Raw genomic sequence first — 18,556 nt, 5'->3', positions numbered from 1 at the left:
TTTTGCCTTTTTACTTTCATGTTTATCTTGTTAGATGAAACCAAGTTCTTGGGCCGACTATGCCATCTACATTGATATTGCGACGATTTTGAAAGGCTTTAACAGCACTTTCTGTTAACGCACCATAAACCCCATCTATACGAATTGTATAGCCATTAGCTATGAGTAACTTTTGTAAAACTCTCACAGCTAGACCTGAATTTCCAAAACGTAAATTAGGTACAGTACGACCACCCAATCTTGTAGACCTAGCTAATAAAAGTTCATCGTCGCTCAATTTTTGGGCGATGAGGCGTTGTGAACGCGGAAACTTGATATTTACAGGTTGAAAGTTCTTAAATTCTGATACGCTATATAAGTCTTTAGTAGGTTTTTTGTCTGTTTTTTTTACTAGATTTTTTTCAGAATTAGCATTAAAAGCTACTAGAGTAGCTTCAGGTTTTTCTTGAAGCTGCATGAATTCAGACGGCGTGGTTTTTCTATTTAAATCGAATTGAGATGACTGCCCCTGTGGTGTTTTCTGCACGCCATTATCTATCTGAATTACAGGCTGCTGGTTGATATGAGACGGAGATGGTTGTTTGGCAATTAACACGCCCGTCATCAGCAGGACAATATCACTCATTTTTTTTGATGTTATTAACACCCATATTTCCTTTGACAGAAAAATTGTCGTAGTTCCGGAATGGTGTGTCCTAAAAATAAAAAAATATAATAATTTTGCGTAATCATAAACAACGGAGTTTGCCTAGTAATCCTCAATCATGACTGACACAATCGAGCATAACTAGTCTATTTGCTTTTATGTCCCTGCTTTCCTTGAAAATAATAAACTCTAGATAATAAAAAATTGACTCTATCTGAAGCAGTATCTCTGATGGTTAATAAGATTTGAATAAGAAATTACTTTGATTTTTCAGACTTGATAAAGATACAAAAATCTGGTTACGTAGCGCACAAAAAGTCAAATTAATTCTATCTCTTAGCAGAAGCGATCGCTCACAAAAGTAACAGCGATCGCTATCTGCATAATTATCACTATCCAATACTGGTAATTACTGGATGGAAGTAAAAAGCAAAACCTAAAACTGTATATGCAGCTAACAACAAAGTACCTTCCAACCAATTAGATTTACCATCAGAACTAATACTGTTGGCAATTAATACCGACACAGCCACAGCTACCAATTCAAAGGGATTAAAATCTAAATCCATTGGTTGACCAAATATCCACCCGGCGATGACTAATACTGGGGCTACAAATAAAGCAATCTGCATACTGGAACCCACAGCTACAGATACAGAAAGATCCATTTTGTCTTTCATTGCTACAGTCACAGCCGTGGCGTGTTCTGCGGCATTACCCACAATTGGCACTAAAATTACACCTGTAAACAGTGCTGTTAAACCTAATTGGGATGTGGCGGTTTCTAAGGAATCTACTAACATTTCTGATTCCAGTGCGACTAGTAAGGTACAAACCAATAACACCCCAGTCCACAACCACATATTTGGTTTCTCGTGGGAACCTTCATTGTCTTCCGCCTCAGCCACGCCGACATCATACAAATAAGTATGGGTTTTCATCGAAAACAGCAATGTCAAGGCATAAACCACAATTAACACCACTGCCACAGCCAAGGAAAGATTTTGTAGAGTTTGTTCATTAATTCCTTGGGAAGTATAGTTCATTGCCGTGGGGAGTAACATAGCAATCACCGCCAGATTCATGGAGGAAGCATTTACACGCGCCACAATCGGTTGAAATGTTTGTTCTTTGTGGCGCAGTCCTCCTAAAAACATCGAAAGACCCATCACCAGTAATAAGTTACTGACAATTGACCCTGTGATACTGGCTTTGACTACACCAACCAGTCCGGCTTGCAAAGCAACTAAAGCAATGATTAATTCTGTTGCATTACCAAAGGTGGCGTTTAATAACCCTCCCAGCGTTGGGCCGACCACCACAGCAATTTCCTCTGTTGCTGTTCCCATCCAAGCTGCTAAAGGCAAAATTGCCAAACCAGCAGTGACAAACACTATTAAGTCTCCCCATTCGAGAAAATGCGCCGCCAGGGATACGGGAATAAACAGTAACAGCACGAAAAAAAGAATGTTTTTACCTGACATTTGGTTACTTTAGTAAAAGTTATCCTGGAAAAATGCTGAGTGAAATATGGGGAAGATGAGGCAGTGAAGCAAGTAAAGTGAGTCAACCAAAATGATTCTTCCCTGTTTTGCTTCTCTTCCTCATCCCCCGCAGTACTCATAACTCAGCACTCCAATAGGATACTCTCAACCTTTAGTTAACCCATTGAGAGAATTTACTAAACTCGTGGCAATTTATCAAAATTGATGAAAACAGATCAATGCACAATGTAAACTAACGTTGTGTTTTACAGATTTTCCGCAACATTTTGTAGTAAAAATATCAATTTTCAGGTAGCATACTACACAGAAAATAGAGTTTAATAGATTGAAAGACAATTCATGTTGACCAATAGTCCCTAAAGGGTGCAAATACCCAGATTTATCTGTGGGGTCAATCTAAAATCTAAAATTGTGAAATAGCCGAAAAATTAGTAATACTTGAGAAACAGAGATAGGATAACGCAGATTTCACACTCTAGTCAGACTGCTGTCTCAAGAACTAGAGTGTATCCTATAGCCATAGTTTTAGTCTATACCGGATTTTGTGTTCAAGCCTGTGTAGATGAGGTTGGAAAACAAGCCTTTCCGTGTTGCTGCAAGTTTTTTGTTTTGGATAAATATACTACATGACTTCTGCTGCTGAATTGCCAGCTAGCTCTGGCGCTACGTCTATTAATCATTCCACTGTCCAAGATACTCACCAGCATGATCCCCTAAAAACAGCGACTGGTGTGTATGTCACAGTGCATGGTCATTTTTATCAACCACCGCGCGAAAACCCTTATCTAGATGCAATTGAGCGTCAACCCAGTGCTGCACCTTTCCATGATTGGAATGAGCGAATTCACTATGAATGCTATCGTCCTAATGCTTTTGCCAGAATCTTGAATGACCAAGGCGAAGTGATGGGGATCGTGAATAATTACGAGTATCTCAGCTTTAATATTGGCCCTACCTTGATGTCGTGGCTAGAACGCTATGATGTGGAGGTTTATCAACGAATATTAGAAGCAGATGCCAAAAGTGCCGATCGCCTGCAAGGTCATGGCAATGCGATCGCGCAAGTATATAATCACATCATCATGCCTTTGGCTAACGAACGGGATAAATATACGCAGATTCGCTGGGGTAAAGAAGACTTCAAATCCCGCTTTGGCCGTGATCCCGAAGGCATCTGGTTGGCAGAAACAGGTGTAGACTACGCAACTATAGAAGCTTTAATTGCCGAAGGGATTCGTTTTATTATCTTGGCACCATCCCAAGCACAACGTTGTCGTCCTCTACCCACCAAAAATGATCCCCAGCCAGAATGGCACGAAGTTGGCGGTAGTCAGATTGATCCCACCCGTCCCTATCGTTGCTATTTGAAAGGGAATAAAGAATGGGGATTTGACAAAGGAGACATCCTCAACTCACCACTCCCAACACCAGACACTTCTAAATATATAGATATCTTCTTCTACGATGGCCCCATATCCCGCGATATGGGTTTTACAGATGTCACCTATAGTTCCCATCATTTAGCCGGACGTATAGGTTCAGCTGTGCGTGGGGATCATCGTCCCGCCCAATTGATATCTGTGGCTACCGATGGGGAAACCTTTGGACACCATAAAAAAGGCACAGAAAAAACCATCGCCTACGCCTTTACAGCCGAATTTCCTCGTCATGGTTGGACAGTTACCAATTTTGCCCACTACCTCAGCCTAAACCCACCAACTTGGGAAGTCGAACTCAAGCCTATCACCGCTTGGAGTTGCGCCCACGGTGTCGATAGATGGCAAGATGATTGTGGTTGTGGTGGTGAGGGTGGTGTTTGGCATCAAAAATGGCGGCGGCCTTTACGTAATGCCTTAAATTGGCTACGGGATCAGTTAGTAGAAGTGTACGAAGAATATGGTCAGCAATTCTTCAAAGATCCTTGGTTAGCTAGGGATGAGTATATCAAAGTCATCCGCGATCGCTCACCCGCCAATGTCAGCCGCTTTCTTTCCCGCCATCAAACCCACAAACTCAACGCCGCCGAACAAGTAGATGCTTTGCGTTTATTAGAAATGCAGCGTCACTCCTTATTAATGTTCACCAGTTGCGGCTGGTTTTTTGAAGAACTATCTCGCCCAGAAGGTACTCAAATTCTGCGTTACGCCGCCCGCGCCTTAGAACTGGCGGGAGATGTTGCAGGTGTGCAGTTAGAAAAAGGCTTCGTCAAACGCCTGGGTTTAGCACCAAGCAATGTAGACTTATTCAAACATGGTGGTGAAATATATCGTCAGTTAGTCCTAACTGCTCAAGTTAGCTTCAAGCAAGTTGCTGCTCACTATGCAATTACTTCGCTGTTTAATAGTAATAGTAACGGTCAGCACTCAGCACTCAGCACTCACAGAAAGCGAGTTTATTGCTACACAACGAATGAGTTAGACTATCAACTGCAACGAATGGGGGCGTTGACTTTAGTTGTCGGACATTTAAAATTAGTTTCCGAAATTACTTGGGAAAGCGAACATTTAGTGTTTGCTGTGCTGCATTTAGGCGGTTGGGATTTTCACTGCTGCATTCAACAGTTTACTGGGCGACGTGATTACAGCCAGTTAAAAGAAAAATTGTTCACCGCACTCCAGCAAGCCAGTGCAGCCCAGACTATTTTGGTGATGACACAGGTATTTGGCAATGAAACCTTTAGCTTACAGAATTTATTTGCTGAAGAACGCCACCGAATTATGCGGTTAATTAATCAAGAAACATTAACTCGACTAGACCAACTGTATACCCAAACATACCGGGAAAATTATGGCGTACTCATGGCCTTTCATCGGGATGAACTCGAAGTACCCCAAGAATTGCAAGTGGCTGCCGAGATTGCTTTAGGATATCGCTGTATGACAACATTGCGATCGCTAGAGCAAGACATCACAGAACCGCAATCTTGTGGAAATCACATTGTAGAATTAGAAGCGATCGCCACAGAAGCCAAGCATCTGCGTTGTCGCTTAAATATTCCCGAAGGTAAGCAAATATTAGAGCAATTGATTTTGCGATCGCTCTGGCAATTATTACATGACACCAACGGTAGTTTTGCCACCGATATCCAACTATTAGAAAGATTGATTGATGTGGGATATCAACTCAACTTGGGTATTTCTCTCTATCGTTCTCAAGAACTATACTTCAGTTGTCTGCACAGTCAGATAGCACCAGCTTGTTTTGCCAGCCTGATCAATAAACAGGATACGAATCAATGTCGGCAGTTATTAAAATTAGGTCAAAAGTTAGCTGTTGATGTCAAAGCAATTTTAAGTCAGTTAGATTAGTATATTCCTCAAACTTAGATCCCCGACTTCTTGAAGAAGTCGGGGATCTTGCTATTCACGAATGATTGAGAATTGCTATAAAACTAGATTAATCAGCCAAATAATTTGGTCTGATATAGAGGAATGATCGCTCCTATTAGCCTAAATTAAGGGAGCGATCGCTGCACAAACAAAAGTGGAACATTAGTAATTATGTATTGAGTGGCAATCTCATTTAACATACTTAAGATAGATTTACTATACGTCATCAGACTGATATAGTAACTTGTCTGATTTATTTAAAATCCCCAACTGTACTATTGTGGTCGCAGTCAACCCAAAATTGACTAATAACTATTGAGCAATCAAACTATTAATCATCTTTTATGACTCGCATTATCGGTTTAATTAGTGGTACATCCGTAGATGGCATTGACGCTGCTTTAGTAGATATTTCTGGTACAGATTTAGACCTGAAAGTCGAGTTATTAGCAGGACAAACATATCCTTATTCTGCTGAACTCCGAGACAGTATTTTAGCTGTTTGTGCAGGGAAAGCCATTTCAATGGCAGAATTAGCAGCATTAGATGATGCGATCGCCTTTAGTTTTGCTCAAGCGGCTCAAAACATTCAAACTAATCATCAGCCAGCAATTTTAATCGGTTCCCACGGGCAAACAGTTTATCATCGACCACCACAAAGCCAAGGATTTAGGCAACCCCAGTCCCTAGGTTATACCCTGCAACTGGGAAGGGGTGAATTGATTGCTAGTATCACAGGAATTACCACCGTCAGTAATTTCCGTGTGGCTGACATTGCAATTGGTGGTCATGGCGCACCCCTGGTACCAAGAGTTGATGCTTATTTACTCAGTCATCCAGAAGAAGCTCGCTGCATTCAAAATTTAGGCGGTATCGGTAATGTTGCTTACATCCCACCCCGCCGCGACAACTGGTTAGAAAAAATGCGCGGTTGGGATACTGGCCCTGGCAATAGCTTATTAGATTTAGCAGTAGCCCATTTAACTAATGGTGATAAAAAATATGATGAAGATGGTAAATGGGCAGCGACGGGTAGTCCTTGCCAATCTTTAGTAGAACAGTGGTTACAGCAAGATTACTTTCATCTACCACCACCCAAATCTACAGGACGTGAGTTATTTGGCGTAGATTACTTAAATCAATGTTTAAAAGATGCCGGGCCATATCAACTCAGTCCGGCTGACTTTCTCGCCACCCTTACCGAACTGACAGCAGCCTCTGTTGTTCACAGTTACCAAACCTTTTTACCGCAAATGCCACAACGGGTATTTTTATGTGGTGGTGGTAGTCGGAATCTGTATTTAAAAGAACGTTTGCAGTCATTATTAAAGGCAATCCCCGTCTTAACTACCGATGAAGTCGGCTTGAGTGGAGACTTTAAAGAAGCGATCGCTTTTGCAGTTTTAGCCTACTGGCGACAGTTAAATATACCCGGAAACCTGCCATCAGCCACAGGCGCACCCCATGAAGTCCTACTGGGAGAAATTCATCTAGCCAAAAAATAAGTTTTGCGGACTTAGCACCTGACATTTTTAGGTTTCAAATATATCTTTAAGTCGTAAGGTTACTCGATTAAGACAAGGAACTGAGAAGGTGGGTCACACTTTTTTAATGGAACCAGGACGCTGGTCATTACAAGGCAATTGGCTAGAACACAATGGAATGCCAATCAGCGTTAAGGGTATGACCCTAGTTGCTTGGAATCGAGATAACTGGTTTACAATGGCAACCAAGCTGATTTTTCCTGGCAGCGATCGCTCAGAAATCTCCTTACTGTATAAAGGGCGTTTGCATGAAGGTGAACGTCAGTATACTTTTTTACTTCAACATAATTTGTTCGGGCAGATTGAAGGTGAAGGTTGGATTGGTCTAGATACAATTGTGCAACGCTATTGGGTACTGAGCGATCGTCAACGTCGCAGTGGCTTTGAAACAGTGTATCGTCTCTCCGATGACGCTTACTATCTAAGTTGTGGTGTCATGTCCGGTCATTCCCTCACCAGTACAATGGAAGCCAGCTTAGAACGGCAACCACTCAAATAATGCTGAGTTGAAAGTGTTGAGGAGCCAGTGCGTTGCGGAGGTTTCCTCCGTTGTAGCAACTGGCGTTACTGAGTGAGGAATTGTAAAGATACTCACTCAGCACTGATGCAAAAACCGCTCAAACTCTCATTTCTCAGGGAACTCTGCGTCTTGCGTCTGGAGTGGTTTAACTTTCCATAGCCTGTGCATCAGTCCTGACCCAATACGATTCAGATAAGAATCCTAAATGACAACAAAAGCAACAAATAATAACTAATGGCTCAATAAAAAACGAAAAAATGATTTTGGAGGGGGTTTGGGGGACGCAACCGTCCCCCAATCGGGGGTGTGGGGGAGAATCCCCCAAATCTTTCTCATTGTCTAATAGGTAGAGCAGAAATTGAGAAATCAACTCTCATCACCTTAACTGAACCGTATTGAGTCCTGTCCTTGAAATTACTGGGTTTCTACTCAGCACTCAGCACTTTGCCATATATCAGCAATTGTAAATCAATAGAAACTATAGATAATTATTTAGTTAAATTTGGGCAGACTAGAAATACATCAACATCAGCGTGCGGAATGTGAGCAAACTTCAGGATGAATCTACCATTCCGTAGATTTGAATTGGCATCTTCCACCAGTTGTAAAAACCACTAGCTGACAAACCGCAGTCCAAAAGTAGTAGCTCTCCTCAGAGAACTAAAAACTGCTTTTGAACTTTATTAATTACTCTAGAAACTCATTCTAGATCCATCAAAAATACTCGTTTGAAAGTACTTGTTTTCCTACACACTTAAAATCAATCTGCTTTTGGAGTCGAATATTTTATGTCAGACCCCAACATTGGACGCTTACTCGGCAAACGCTATCAGCTTCAGGAATTAATTGGTACTGGAGCAATGGGTCGAGTTTATCGTGCTAAAGATATTTTGTTGGGAGGTGTACCAGTTGCAGTTAAGTTTCTCGCCCTCTCGATTCAAAATGAAAAAATGCGGTTACAAGAACGCTTTGAGCGAGAAGCGAAAACCTGTGCTTTGCTAGGACAAAAAAGCATTCATATTGTGCGAGTCATGGACTATGGCGTAGATGAAAATAACACGCCCTTTTACGTGATGGAATATCTTCAAGGACATGGACTCAGTCAAATTATTCGTCAGCATCATTTAGCTTTACCCAGATTCTTGAGTATGGTGCGTCAAATTGGGCTGGGGTTACAGTGCGCCCATGATGGTATTCCCGTTGATGGCGCTATTTACCCAATTATTCACCGCGATATTAAACCCAGCAATATGCTGGTAATTCAAGACTCCAGCTTTGGTGAGTTAATCAAAATTCTGGATTTTGGGATTGCTAAGTTACTCCAAGCTAATAGCAACGACCAAACAAAATTTTATTTGGGAACTCTGGCTTATTCTTCTCCCGAACAGATGGAGGGTAAGGAATTAGATAATCGGTCAGATATTTACAGTTTAGGTGTGATGATGTTTGAGATGCTAACTGGCAAAATGCCGTTAGTAGCAGCAACTCATTCCTTTGGTGCATGGTACAAAACCCATCATTTGCTTGAACCACGTTCGTTTGCTGAAGTGAATCCTGGGTTAGAACTACCTAAACAAGTAGAAGATTTGGTTATGAGTTGTCTGGCAAAATCACCAAGCGATCGCCCCCAAAAGGTAAGCGAAATTTTGCAGGCGTTAGAATCCATTGAACAGAATTATCGCTCGCCCATCATTCAACCAGATAAACCCGCACCAAAAGCTGTAGCGACTCGTAGCTTAACAATTCCGGTAGAAGTTCAGCCCAAAACAAAAGCTGATATAGAGGTATTATCTGCACATGATGAAATTTTACGTTCTACTGCTTGGCCAGACAACAAGCCAATAGCTGATATTGTCTTCCCCAAAACAATTTGTGTGAATAACGAAGTTTTACCAACTCTTTGGGTGATGCTACCACAGCAGGAAATTATCAAAAGGTTTGCTTGTAATCGTTATAATCAATTTCTCTTTCTGCCTGCACCACATCCGATGACACTGTGGATTACGGTTATTTACAATCGGCAACATGGTGTAAAGTGGCTGCCTTATTATCTTGATCTCAAAACTAGCTTTGGCCAAGAAATAACTAGATTACTCGCAAAAACTGGTTATTATCGATTGTTATTCTTTGCCAGAGAAGCACCAAGTCGCTGTTCACATATCCTACTTTGTAGTATCGCTACAGCTCAACGCAAAAATCTTGAACAATGGGCTGAAGAAAGTCAAATCTCAGCTTCATCTGTTGATCCACAACTTAGTAAGAATGTACTAAAAAGTGAATACGAAAGAATTAAACCCCAAATCTTATCTAAATTAGAAGCAACGGCTACAGACTTTCCTTTTGAGCTTTCTGGTTAGTAATGTTGTAGATTGCAAAATGTAAACTTTTGTAACGAAAAAACTATATTCGGTTGTAAGCCTTACGTTATAGCAAATATAATGATTAGCGATGGTGATTGGTAAACTACAATTAAATGGATCTACGCAAGTCGTGCTATGTATCCAATACAGCACCCAAATTAGTTTGCTTAATTAGCTTTGAGTTAATAACCTCAGCTATCTAAACTTTCTAATTTATCCCCTACAATACAGTTTACTCTTAACAAATATGTGCAGCCTTTAATTTGGCTAGTCATAAAGTTAGGTTAAAACAATCAATTTACAATCACTGATTTAAAGTTGACGCCCCAGCATCCCCAGCTCCTTTCCTTCTTGGAACCGAGCAAGAGAAGGAGGTCGCCCACTGCGACACAAAAAGTAAGTCTATGCCAGAGTGGAACCTGAATCTAAGCCCCACTGGTGCTTAAGTAACTCTTGGTAGGTAGCCTCGCGCACAACCATTTGCTCATAGAGCTTGACCAAAAAGTCTTTTGCTTGGTCATGGCTCATGTGCTGCACCTGAGTAGCAAATGAACGAATGCTGAATTGTTGTTCCAAAGATAATTCAATTGGCTGGTTCATAGTAAACTCCGAAAAACAACACGTAAAAGTGAGATTTAGGGACAGAAATCCTACAAAGGATAGTTTTGGGAATTAGCTCTACATTTGTTCCTATGTATTAAGAAAGATAACAATTGTTTGACTATTTGCCCACACCCCTTGGGATTAAATTTTTTGTGTCCTTAACCGTCTTTGCCTAAACCTACTGGTATACAACTCAAGTATATTGAGGCAAATTCCGGGAAATTTCACAAATAGTGAATCTAAATACCTGATTTTAGCCTTTTCGAGTTACAGATTCTCTGGGAGAGGAAAACTGATGAGTGCAAAGGCAAATACAAGGTATTAAACCTGAATTATATTCGCTATACCGTATTAGGTGCAAGATGTCAATTCAACAAATTATATAAACTCTGCCTCCAACTGCTAAATTTTGGAAGTTAAGAGTATTTTTATCAAGTTGTAAAAAATAAAAATGCTCAGGCTGAACAAATTGCTGAGTATATCTACTAAAAATAATGTTCAAAGTCAAACAATTTTGGGATTGGACAAAAATGTGAGTCCGTTCCTTCCAAGACTTATATCGTGTTCGCTGAAAGACTTGCCATTAAGAGCGCAGAGGGAGCAGAGAAGACAAAGGAAAGGGTTGTGACCTTCCTGCACAGATGTGGGGGAATCATCACTAATTAACTGAACTTGATCTTACGCATCAAGATTGAGTGTAGGGGTGAAAGGGTTTTGAATACAACACCCCCACACCCTTGCTCAACCCCTTGATTTTTCATAATTCTAGGCTGGTAGATGTGGACTGTATGGTCAGGCAGTGCATAGGAATGAAGTAAACTGCCGTTAGCCACGAAGAATTTCACCAGAAGGGCGACTGGCGGGCTAAAAACACGATTAACTGTTGGTCAAAGGTAATTTTGACTGGTGAGTGTTGACTATCTAGTAGTTCTCTTGTACTTCTACGATCACGACTGTGATGTTATCATGCCCGCCATGTTCTTTAGCAGCTTCTATGAGGGAGATAGAGGCTTTTTCCAGTATGGGGATGTTTTGTAGACAATCAGCAATTTGTTCGTCTACCAGTTCTTCTGTGAGACCATCACTGCATAATAGCAAGCGATCGCTCCCTTTCACATCCAATGGTTGCACATCAAATTGGTTAAGGTCTTCTCGACCCAAACACCGGGAAAGCACATGGCGGAAAGGATGAATTCTGGCTTCTTCCGCAGTGATGTCACCAATTTTAATAGCTCTTGCTACCCAAGTATGGTCTTCGGTGATTTGCTCTAGTTGTGAATTCCGCAAGCGATACAATCGAGAGTCGCCGACATGAGCGCACAAAGGAGCGCCTGCTTGACGGAAAAGTACTACAACTACGGTAGTACCCATATCAGCACGTTCGGGATGATTTTGCTGATCTTGTAAGATAGCTTCATTTGCTTGCCACAGAGCTTTTTCGAGGATTTCAGTATCTGATTCAGCCCCATCCCAATTTGCTACTAAATAGGCTTGAATTTCTCTGGTAGCAATGTGACTTGCTTCTTCACCACCTGCGTGACCACCCATGCCATCAGCGACGATAAAAAATCGTCCTTCAGGATCGATATAATAAGCATCTTGGTTACTAGAACGAATAAGACCCGGATCACTAAAACCCGTGAATTTTAATTTCATAATTTTTTAAGGCAATATTTAATACATACGTTCATAACGGTCGAGGCGAAGAAGCAAACGGATCAGGATTACTGAGACGGCTGCTGCAATCAAGCCAGCTACCACCGCTAACCATACATAATGATTCACCAATAAAATGGTAGCTGACAGAGTAAATCCACTGATTATCAAAGCGTAACTAATTCCAAGTTGGATACTTGCCTGTCGTCGTAACAGGCGTTCTGATTCGATAGAACGCACCCGCACCCGCATATCACCCCGCTCTAATTTTTCCAGGGTATCTTCTAGCCTACGGGGTAGTCCAAATGCTGTTGTACTTACCTGTACTGCTTGACGACTTAATTCATTTAAAAAGCTGTTGCTGTCAGCGCCATTCATGTTTGTCATAAGCTGCATTGCATAAGGTTGGGCAACTTCCATAAAGTTAAATTCTGGATCTAAGCCCTTGCCTACCCCCTCTAGAGTGGAAAAAGCTCGCATCACAAAAGTAAACGTTGCAGGAAATCTAAATGGCTGATTATAAGCTATTTCGTATAGATCATCACTAATTGCTGCAACTGATTGTGTTTCAAACGGCTTATCCATGAAATTGTCCAGCATATACTGGACAGAACGCCGGACTGGCCCCATATCATCGACTGGTGCGATCGCTCCTAAATTAACTAGTGATTCTACTACGCGATCGCCATCTTTTTGGGCAATGCCAAACAGGGTTTCCATCAGTCCTTCTCGAACATTGGACTTAATTCGCCCCATCATCCCAAAGTCGTAGAAGATTAAACCACCCTCTGCACTGACAGCAATGTTACCTGGATGGGGGTCAGCATGGAAAAAGCCATTATTCAGCAATTGATGTAAATAAGCTTGAGCGCCTTGACGCGCAATTAATTTCCGGTCTAAACCCGCAGCTTCTAAAGCTTCATATTGACTAATTTTAATGCCTGGTAAATATTCTAAGGTCAGAACCCGTGGTGAAGCGTAACGCCAATAAACTCTAGGCACTTTCACCCAGTCATAACCGCGAAAGTTGCGGCGAAATGTATCAGCGTTACGGCCTTCTCCAAGATAATCAATTTCTTCCCAAAGAATGCGACAACATTCTTCATAAATCCCCATCCAGTCTCGTCCCTTCCCCCATTTGGGATGATTTTGGAAGTAACGCGCAATTCCTTTGAGAATCTGTAAATCTATTTCAAATAACTTTTTTAATCCAGGACGCTGTACTTTAACGACAACAGCTTCCCCACTGTGCAGCACAGCTTTGTGTACTTGTCCTAAACTCGCAGCCGCTAGTGGAATAGGTTCAAAACTTTGAAAAAGTTCCGGAATTTTCTTCCCTAATTCTTGCTCAATAATCGTTTCTACTTGCTCATAGCTAAATGCCGGGACTTTATCTTGCAGTTTTGACAACTCTTCGACATATTCACTCGGAAAAATATCAGCACGAGTTGAAAACAACTGCCCAACTTTAATAAAAGTCGGCCCTAAATCTAGTAATGTATTTCTTACCCAAATTGCTTGGGCTTTGCGCCTTGCTGCTTGTTTGGCCTCTGTTACACCACCTGGATAACTCCAAGATTTGTTGTAACGCCAAACTTTGAACATAAAGGTCAACACGAAAGACCAAATGTCCACAAAACGGCGTTTGCTAGAGTAGTTTTCACGATTCCAACGGTATGCTTTGTCTGAATAACTTTGTTCCATATCTTTTGCGTACCGTTGGTTTGTCACTGAATCAACTGGAAGATAAGACACTCTGATTCCTAAACTGTGTTTGATTAAAGAGTCATTTGTCATTCGTCATTGGTCATTTGTCAGTCGTCATTTTGACTCTTGACTATTAACTCTTGACCATTAACTAAACAGAACTGCTGCGATATCGCTGGAGTTCATTACGCAATAGGGCAATTTCCGCGCGTAGTTCGTCAATGTTGGCTTGCAAATCAACTGGGTCTTCTCCCACTGTTGTGGTTTGACCAACATTAGCCGCCTCTGCTGCCCGATTTGCTCTGGCTGTGACTTCTTCTGTAAACTGACGCAGTTGCTCTCTGGCTTCAGCATCAAATTTACCTAACTCACTTAACGCATCAGTCAAGGCGACTTCTAGGCGCTCGTTAATCACTTCAGCTACTGCTCTGCCTACAAAAAAGGCTTGTAAAAGAGGGTTACTCATAAATTTTTGTTACGCTCGTCCGCAAGAGAATTATAACTTGCTCGTATGCTTTGCCGCTTCTATCTGAGAGTTTGGAGTTAATTTTACAGGTTTCAAGTTACACTATTTACAATTCTTTATTATAATCATATAACTATATATTTATTAGTTATTTATAAAACACTAGATTAAGAAAATCTAAAAAAATTAGTTATTTTGATGGTGTTGTGCTTGGATTGGCTAATTTTTCATTTCCACAGCTAAATATATATTTACATTTCTTAGTTTATTCAGAGTTTTAAATATTTTTTCTGCTTCAGTGAGAAGTAAAATGCTGAATTTTATTTAAGTTTTAAAAATTACAGCAATTCAGAGATTATAGTAGCAGATATTAAATAATTTATTTTCTCAAGATTGGCATATTTCTTCTACATAATTATGTCCATCAAATTTTGCTGTTTGTCAAAAAATACAGTTGGTAATTTGACTTTAATTGTTGTTGCTATTAGTTTGACTCTGAGTAGCTGTACACCAGAACGAAGAGCTATCCTCAGAGCTACGGCGGAAAACTTTCGTAACCAAGCTGCTGAGGCAATTAATTCATATAGAGAGATTAATCAATTGCAACTGCGAGATTCTACCAGGGATGACCCAGAAAAAATTGTTGAGGAATTATTAAATAATCCTATTCTGGAAGATGATAGTAATGGTGGTAGTATTAATTTTCAAGAGTTAGATTTAATTATTTTAGGAGAAAAAAAGCAACCAACAGAATTTGATGCAGCTTTAAACAATTTACAAGCAGAATATGATCAAGTTGCCGAGATATTTAGCAATCTGGAAGCTATTGATTATGGTAGTAGCAAGATAGTAGCACAAACGGCACGACCAGCAAGGTGTTTAACGGTGAAAATGCTGCGTTTGGCAAAACTTTTGCAAGAAAATCCACCCAAGCCAAAAAATCCTGAACGAGCAGATATTGGAGCCGAGTTAATTAAGCTGCGTCAAGCGTATAGACAAGCGAATATATCAGAAGCAGAGAAGCAAGCAATTGAAAAGCAAGTCGGTGTGTTAGTCAGACAGTGGCAGAGTTTGGATGTTGAAGAAAAGGAACTGATAGAAGCAGCGATCGCTAAATTTATAGTAGCAGCAGATAAAGGACAAAGGCTATCCAAACTCATTGATGAATATCCCCATCTTAGCTTTGATGTGGTGGCAGCGAGAATTACCCAAATCTTAAATTTAACTACAGATATCACTGGGAATAATTACAGTTCACTCAGAGGCAGAATTAATATTGTTGAGCAAGAAATTAAATCTGATCAAACTCTGAGCAGTTTTTTTATTGATGTTGTCAATGGACAATCAAAACCTGATAAATCTCAACTGAAATGCCAAATCTAACAAGGTGATCATTATGAATAATCAGCCTGTAAATAACATTATAGCAGTGGTTGGTAATAAAACAATAGATAGTTTAGCTACAATTATTCAACAGTTACAAACAGAACCCAAAGATAGTATTAATTTACCGAAATTACAGTCTACAGAAGATGAATTAGAAGATATTTTACTTATGCTGCAATTTGAATTAAAGCAAGCTAAAGATAAAAGTAATTGGGATTTAGTAAATACCTTAAGACCAGCAATTCAGGAATGTAAATATACCATTGATAGTGTAAGAGCCGCCATTATTAATAAAATTGTGATTGAAGTTAATTCTGATAATGCCGCCGAAATGCAGAAAATTTTGGCGAATATAGATGAAGCCAGTAAAACTCAAACGCAAATTAATGTAGCAATTGGTTTGTTTGGCTTTGTGCGGAGGTTATTATCTGGGCGAATTTTGCTTTAGCAATTTATCTTAGCTGAGTTAACAACTGGCACAGGGATTAAACTAATACCACGGACAAAAATATCTACACAAGTATCAATATATTCATCATTGGTATAACTCTTATATTTGAGTTTAGCATTATGACAGAGCATAGCTGCGAGTAGCATTCCCGTAAACATATCAACTGCTGGTGCGGGGTCAAGTTCCGGTCTAACAGTACCATTTTGCTGACAAGATTTGAGGTAGGTAATGAGTTTTTCGCTTAAGGGTTGAGCAGCTTCTTGAATGACTTGTTTAGCTGCTTCTGGATGACGTTTAGCTTCCCCAATAAAAGTACGAATTAAATCTTCTTGAGCTTCTAACATTGAGTTATAAAGTTTGGCATAGTGTCTCAAATCAACACTGAGATTTTGTGTCCAGGCTTCGGGGTGAGCCAAAGCTTCTAACTGGAGTGCTACAGCATTTTCAATAACTGCTTTGAGGAGTTGTTCTTTGCTGGCAAAGTGACGAAATAATGTTACCTCATTCACGCCAGCAACGCGAGCTATTTCGCGGGTAGTTGCGCCTTGTACACCTAAATTAGCAAATACCTGTGAGGCTGCTGTAATTAAACGTGTACGGGTGAGAGTGGATGAACGGATGTTTTTAGTCATTTTGCTTGCAAGTACTTACTTGCATTATATTTAAGGTTAAATAAGGTTTGATTAAGCAACTTACTACAATATTTAGCAAACATTTGTAAAGTTATAACAGACTAATACTACTGAGATTAATAAAGCTTTACGAAATTTCTATCTACGTGTGTAACGATGCTTAACGCCGATGGGGAAATATTCGCGATCGCCTGTTGCGGTTAAAGTTACCTGTGGTGTTTGATATTCTGGGGGGACATAATTAGCAAACTCACCGTTGAGGCGTAAAAGTTGCACCAAAATTGACTCGGTGATAGCTTGGCGTTTATCTTCACTTTCTTCAATATCAGGTGCGAGTTCTACAACTACAGATAAAAATCGGTTCTTGTCTGCATCTTCTTTGACTTGCAAGACGAATTTCCCTGTTACCCACTCTTGTACTGCGGGTTGTTCTAAACCGACAGAGACATTTTCGGGATAGATATTGGCACCAAAATAAGACACCGTAAAGTTAGAGCGTCCAAAAACGTAGACGAAAGGTAAGGGGTGTATTCCTCTGGGGGTTTTGAGTGCTGAGTGCTGAGTGCTGAGTGCTGAGTTTTGAGTACTGAGTGTTTCTAGTGGGTTGAAGTTCCATTCTGCTAAAAACTCAAGCATTGCATCGTAGGTAATAATTCCGCCAGTGTCGAGGATGTCGTAACGTACTAGGGGAACGCCATTATCACCAGAAAATAATAATGAGTTGTTCTGCACCTCAAAAAAGCGACTGATGGGGTCATATTGGACTAATGTAGGTAGACGAGATTCACCGAATAAAGTTCTAGCAGCGTCGGGGTTTTTCGCTAAGAAACGGCGAATGCAAATACTCAACGGCGTTTCATTTCCCAACACCCCAGCATCAGCAGTTCCATAAAGTGAGGCGAAATCATAACAAGGGTTTTGGGAACCTATTCTGTCAGCAACTAAACTGCGCCATTCTTCGCTGAATACTTCTCCCGCCATAACTAGTTTGATGTGATATTGTGACCACTGCACACCACGACTTAAACCAGTATCAATAACATCTTTGAGGAATGGCGGATATCCCAACAAAACAACTTGTTCAAAGTTTCCCCCTAGTTCTTGAACGACGCGCAAGATTTCTTCTTTGTTGTTACCAGGAGTAATAAGGGTGATGGGATAACCTTTACTCGCCAAATAACGACAACAATTTGTCGTGAACATTCCCCCTACCCAAGTTCCTAGGGTGAAACAAACTACAGCCAGGGTGCGTCGAGTATCTGCAAAAAAACTATCATGAAAAATCTGCTCAAAGCGGGTGGCTATTTGCAGTTCATCGGTGAAGAAGCGAGGCCAAAATGTGGGTTTACCTGTAGAACCAGAGGAAGCGGCTATCATATCGCACTCTGCTAACTGTCCATTGCGGCACAAATCTGGCAGAGGATAACGTTGGATATAATTTTCTTTAGCGATCGCAGGTAATTGCTGAAAATCTTCTAAACTTTGAATTGTCGCTGGATTAATGCCTCTTTCGGCTAAAAATGCCTGGTATGCTGGCACATTCGCCGCCACATCCCGAAACAATGTTAAGACTATTTGTGAACTAACAGTGTTGTGATGTCTCTGTAGTAGGGTTTCTATAGGAGTAGAGATAAAGTCCGTAAATGCCTTTATGCTGCGCTGTTGTTGGGAATTAGCGTTCATAAATCTATATCCAGTCGTTGAATATCAAGCTAGATTTGATTTTAAACGCACTGGTAAACGCAAAGTAA

Annotated in this window: 14 protein-coding genes; 6 read left to right on the top strand and 8 right to left on the bottom strand. The window is 40.6% G+C overall.

Going from position 1 to position 18,556, the window contains the following annotated elements; all coding sequences use genetic code 11:
• Positions 1 to 22: 22 nt before the first annotated feature.
• Together H6G75_RS20230 and cax are read right to left on the bottom strand one after the other, a co-directional pair.
• On the bottom strand, positions 23 to 625 hold the full coding sequence (locus H6G75_RS20230) for a peptidoglycan-binding protein (protein WP_242051590.1): 603 nt from the start codon (positions 623 to 625) through the stop codon (positions 23 to 25).
• 413 nt (positions 626 to 1,038) lie between these two features.
• Positions 1,039 to 2,130, bottom strand: coding sequence for a calcium/proton exchanger (gene cax, locus H6G75_RS20225; protein WP_190981782.1), 1,092 nt, complete (start codon positions 2,128 to 2,130; stop codon positions 1,039 to 1,041).
• Positions 2,131 to 2,777: 647 nt separating this feature from the next.
• Here cax and H6G75_RS20220 point away from each other — a divergent pair.
• From H6G75_RS20220 to H6G75_RS20205, 4 genes are all read left to right on the top strand, one after another.
• Entirely contained in the window at positions 2,778 to 5,459 is a 2,682-nt protein-coding gene (locus H6G75_RS20220; RefSeq protein WP_190981781.1) for a DUF3536 domain-containing protein, read from the top strand.
• Between the two features lie 365 nt (positions 5,460 to 5,824).
• Positions 5,825 to 6,985 (top strand): anhydro-N-acetylmuramic acid kinase, encoded by a 1,161-nt coding sequence (locus H6G75_RS20215; RefSeq protein WP_190981780.1) that lies wholly within the window; start codon positions 5,825 to 5,827, stop codon positions 6,983 to 6,985.
• 88 nt (positions 6,986 to 7,073) lie between these two features.
• A complete protein-coding gene (locus tag H6G75_RS20210; RefSeq protein ID WP_190981779.1) occupies positions 7,074 to 7,523 on the top strand; it encodes a hypothetical protein in 450 nt (149 codons plus the stop codon).
• Between the two features lie 809 nt (positions 7,524 to 8,332).
• On the top strand, positions 8,333 to 9,901 hold the full coding sequence (locus tag H6G75_RS20205; RefSeq protein ID WP_190981778.1) for a serine/threonine-protein kinase: 1,569 nt from the start codon (positions 8,333 to 8,335) through the stop codon (positions 9,899 to 9,901).
• 405 nt (positions 9,902 to 10,306) lie between these two features.
• Here H6G75_RS20205 and H6G75_RS20200 read toward each other — a convergent pair whose 3' ends face one another.
• From H6G75_RS20200 to H6G75_RS20185, 4 genes are all read right to left on the bottom strand, one after another.
• Positions 10,307 to 10,504, bottom strand: a complete 198-nt coding sequence (locus tag H6G75_RS20200; protein ID WP_015113604.1) for an NblA/ycf18 family protein — start codon at positions 10,502 to 10,504, stop codon at positions 10,307 to 10,309.
• Between the two features lie 924 nt (positions 10,505 to 11,428).
• Entirely contained in the window at positions 11,429 to 12,163 is a 735-nt protein-coding gene (locus H6G75_RS20195) for a Stp1/IreP family PP2C-type Ser/Thr phosphatase (RefSeq protein ID WP_190981777.1), read from the bottom strand.
• A gap of 18 nt (positions 12,164 to 12,181) precedes the next feature.
• Positions 12,182 to 13,867 (bottom strand): AarF/ABC1/UbiB kinase family protein, encoded by a 1,686-nt coding sequence (locus tag H6G75_RS20190; RefSeq protein WP_190981776.1) that lies wholly within the window; start codon positions 13,865 to 13,867, stop codon positions 12,182 to 12,184.
• Between the two features lie 154 nt (positions 13,868 to 14,021).
• The gene (locus H6G75_RS20185) at positions 14,022 to 14,336 is read right to left on the bottom strand and encodes a DUF6825 family protein (protein WP_190589789.1); all 315 of its coding nucleotides are present in this window, start codon (positions 14,334 to 14,336) and stop codon (positions 14,022 to 14,024) included.
• 417 nt (positions 14,337 to 14,753) lie between these two features.
• Here H6G75_RS20185 and H6G75_RS20180 point away from each other — a divergent pair, with 417 nt between their 5' ends.
• Both H6G75_RS20180 and H6G75_RS20175 read left to right on the top strand, forming a co-directional pair.
• Positions 14,754 to 15,719, top strand: coding sequence for a hypothetical protein (locus H6G75_RS20180; RefSeq protein WP_190981775.1), 966 nt, complete (start codon positions 14,754 to 14,756; stop codon positions 15,717 to 15,719).
• Between the two features lie 13 nt (positions 15,720 to 15,732).
• Complete coding sequence (locus H6G75_RS20175; RefSeq protein ID WP_190981774.1) at positions 15,733 to 16,170, top strand: hypothetical protein; 438 nt, start codon at positions 15,733 to 15,735, stop codon at positions 16,168 to 16,170.
• Here the strand turns inward: H6G75_RS20175 and H6G75_RS20170 are convergent.
• Together H6G75_RS20170 and H6G75_RS20165 are read right to left on the bottom strand one after the other, a co-directional pair.
• The gene (locus tag H6G75_RS20170) at positions 16,167 to 16,805 is read right to left on the bottom strand and encodes a TetR/AcrR family transcriptional regulator (RefSeq protein WP_190981773.1); all 639 of its coding nucleotides are present in this window, start codon (positions 16,803 to 16,805) and stop codon (positions 16,167 to 16,169) included. The two genes, H6G75_RS20175 and H6G75_RS20170, sit on opposite strands and share 4 nt — an antisense overlap.
• Before the next feature lie 138 nt (positions 16,806 to 16,943).
• Complete coding sequence (locus H6G75_RS20165) at positions 16,944 to 18,488, bottom strand: phenylacetate--CoA ligase family protein (protein ID WP_190981772.1); 1,545 nt, start codon at positions 18,486 to 18,488, stop codon at positions 16,944 to 16,946.
• Positions 18,489 to 18,556 lie beyond the last annotated feature (68 nt).

Source organism: Nostoc sp. FACHB-280 (genome assembly GCF_014697615.1).
In the GTDB taxonomy this organism is placed as follows: Bacteria; Cyanobacteriota; Cyanobacteriia; order Cyanobacteriales; family Nostocaceae; genus Nostoc_B.
Note: the sequence above shows the minus strand (reverse complement) of the source record. Positions and strands in the feature narration are given on the sequence as shown.

What these genes read in the sequence shown, in the direction of transcription:
- H6G75_RS20230 (WP_242051590.1), bottom strand. Translation starts at nt 625, where the DNA reads ATGAGTGATATTGTCCTGCTGATGACGGGCGTGTTAATTGCCAAACAA.
- cax (WP_190981782.1), bottom strand. Translation starts at nt 2,130, where the DNA reads ATGTCAGGTAAAAACATTCTTTTTTTCGTGCTGTTACTGTTTATTCCC.
- H6G75_RS20220 (WP_190981781.1), top strand. Translation starts at nt 2,778, where the DNA reads ATGACTTCTGCTGCTGAATTGCCAGCTAGCTCTGGCGCTACGTCTATT.
- H6G75_RS20215 (WP_190981780.1), top strand. Translation starts at nt 5,825, where the DNA reads ATGACTCGCATTATCGGTTTAATTAGTGGTACATCCGTAGATGGCATT.
- H6G75_RS20205 (WP_190981778.1), top strand. Translation starts at nt 8,333, where the DNA reads ATGTCAGACCCCAACATTGGACGCTTACTCGGCAAACGCTATCAGCTT.
- H6G75_RS20200 (WP_015113604.1), bottom strand. Translation starts at nt 10,504, where the DNA reads ATGAACCAGCCAATTGAATTATCTTTGGAACAACAATTCAGCATTCGT.
- H6G75_RS20195 (WP_190981777.1), bottom strand. Translation starts at nt 12,163, where the DNA reads ATGAAATTAAAATTCACGGGTTTTAGTGATCCGGGTCTTATTCGTTCT.
- H6G75_RS20190 (WP_190981776.1), bottom strand. Translation starts at nt 13,867, where the DNA reads ATGGAACAAAGTTATTCAGACAAAGCATACCGTTGGAATCGTGAAAAC.
- H6G75_RS20185 (WP_190589789.1), bottom strand. Translation starts at nt 14,336, where the DNA reads ATGAGTAACCCTCTTTTACAAGCCTTTTTTGTAGGCAGAGCAGTAGCT.
- H6G75_RS20180 (WP_190981775.1), top strand. Translation starts at nt 14,754, where the DNA reads ATGTCCATCAAATTTTGCTGTTTGTCAAAAAATACAGTTGGTAATTTG.
- H6G75_RS20175 (WP_190981774.1), top strand. Translation starts at nt 15,733, where the DNA reads ATGAATAATCAGCCTGTAAATAACATTATAGCAGTGGTTGGTAATAAA.
- H6G75_RS20170 (WP_190981773.1), bottom strand. Translation starts at nt 16,805, where the DNA reads ATGACTAAAAACATCCGTTCATCCACTCTCACCCGTACACGTTTAATT.
- H6G75_RS20165 (WP_190981772.1), bottom strand. Translation starts at nt 18,488, where the DNA reads ATGAACGCTAATTCCCAACAACAGCGCAGCATAAAGGCATTTACGGAC.